The following is a 1,649-nucleotide window of genomic DNA, read 5'->3' as shown; positions in this document are numbered from 1 at the left end:
CACATCCATCAACTTAAGGATTTAGACTATTTTTGAAGTTAAAAGCACGTTACTATTTTCTTATGTTAATGAGAAAGGGTGACGTGTTTTTTATGAATATGAATCAAAAACAAGAATTATCTTTATTCGCTGAAGAGTTATATCGATATATGTCTCCCGCTACACTTAATCAATTAGCCATAGAAGCAGGCGGAATGAAACGAAAACGTAAGTGCCACGGGCACCATTTCTTATCTTTGTGTGTATGGCTAAATCAACAAGTCGCTACTACCTCTCTTACTCAACTATGTAGTCAATTAGAAACTTCAACAGGAGTTTTATTAAGTCCGGAAGGACTTAATCGGCGATTTAACTCTGCTTCTGTAGCCTTCTTTCGAACTGTATTTACTACACTTCTACAAGCTAAAATTGGAGGCGTATCTAAGATTTCTCATTCTCTTTCTTCCTACTTTGAGTGCATTCGCATCCTTGATTCTACAACCTTTCAGGTTCCAGATCGATTCGCATCTACCTATCCTGGTGCCGGAGGATGTAGTCATAAAGCTGGTGTGAAAATTCAACTAGAGTATGACTTGTTGAGTGGGGAATTTTCTGATGTGAAAATTGAACCAGGAAAACGAAGTGATCAGGCGTATGGTGCGACTCGAACAGGCATGATACAAAAGAATGAGCTGTATATTCGTGACTTAGGATATTTTCGTCTACAAGACTTTAAGTCTATTCAAGACAAGCAGGGGTATTATTTATCTCGTCTTAAGTTACCAACTAAAATATATAGAAAAGAGTTCGAAACAGTGGTATTTAAAACAAAACCCTCTCAATTGAAACCAGTATATATACAAATTCATTTGGAAGACATTATGAAACAACTACAACCTGGCCAAGTGTATGAATTACACGATGTATATGTAGGGAGTAAGGACAAATTGCCTACTCGTATTGTAGTTTATAGGTGTACCGAGGAGCAAAAACAGAAACGCCTACGTGACCGAGCTATTCGTGAAAAGAAAAAAGGAATTACATATACAGAGCGTACAAAGCTTTTACAAGGTATTACGGTATATATGACAAACATTCCTACGGAATGGGTACCAAAAGAGAAAATCTATGATTTATATTCATTACGTTGGCAAATTGAGCTGTTATTTAAAATATGGAAATCTTGGTTTCAAATTCATCGTTGTAAATCTATTAAACAAGAGCGATTAGAATGTCATCTTTATGGGCAACTCATTAGTATTCTATTATGTTCTTCTACTATGTTTAAAATGCGAGAACTCCTATTACGTAAGAAACAGAAAGAGCTAAGTGAATATAAAGCGATGTACATAATTAAGGATTATTTTTCACTTTTTTACCAAGCATTACACAAAAACACCCAAGAATTATCAAAGGTTCTCCTTCGTCTGTTTAACCTCCTACAGCACAACGGACGAAAATCTCATCGATACGAGAAAAAGACAGTCTTTGATATTTTGGGTGTTGTCTATGAGTATACCACTTCTACTCATCAGGTAGCATAGTAAAAAATTGAAACCCGTCAGGGTTTATTTGATATGCCCGCTTTTATAAAATCTACAAAAGATAATAAAAAACTATATGGAAAGACCGCATTTTGTTTGAAAATATACCTTAAGTTGATGGATGTG

1 protein-coding gene is annotated in these 1,649 nt (G+C 35.3%); it reads left to right on the top strand.

Annotated features, from left to right (window positions below):
- Positions 1-92: 92 nt before the first annotated feature.
- On the top strand, positions 93-1,523 hold the full coding sequence (locus tag MR155_RS31040; protein ID WP_242312100.1) for an IS4 family transposase: 1,431 nt from the start codon (positions 93-95) through the stop codon (positions 1,521-1,523).
- The last annotated feature ends 126 nt before the right edge of the window (positions 1,524-1,649 follow it).

The organism is Bacillus cereus group sp. BfR-BA-01331 (assembly GCF_022663915.1).
Classification (GTDB): Bacteria; Bacillota; Bacilli; order Bacillales; family Bacillaceae_G; genus Bacillus_A; species Bacillus_A mycoides.
This window is presented reverse-complemented; position numbering and strand designations above follow the sequence as displayed.

Excerpts from the sequence above, each read along its gene's own strand:
- MR155_RS31040 (WP_242312100.1), top strand. The coding sequence starts at position 93 with ATGAATATGAATCAAAAACAAGAATTATCTTTATTCGCTGAAGAGTTA.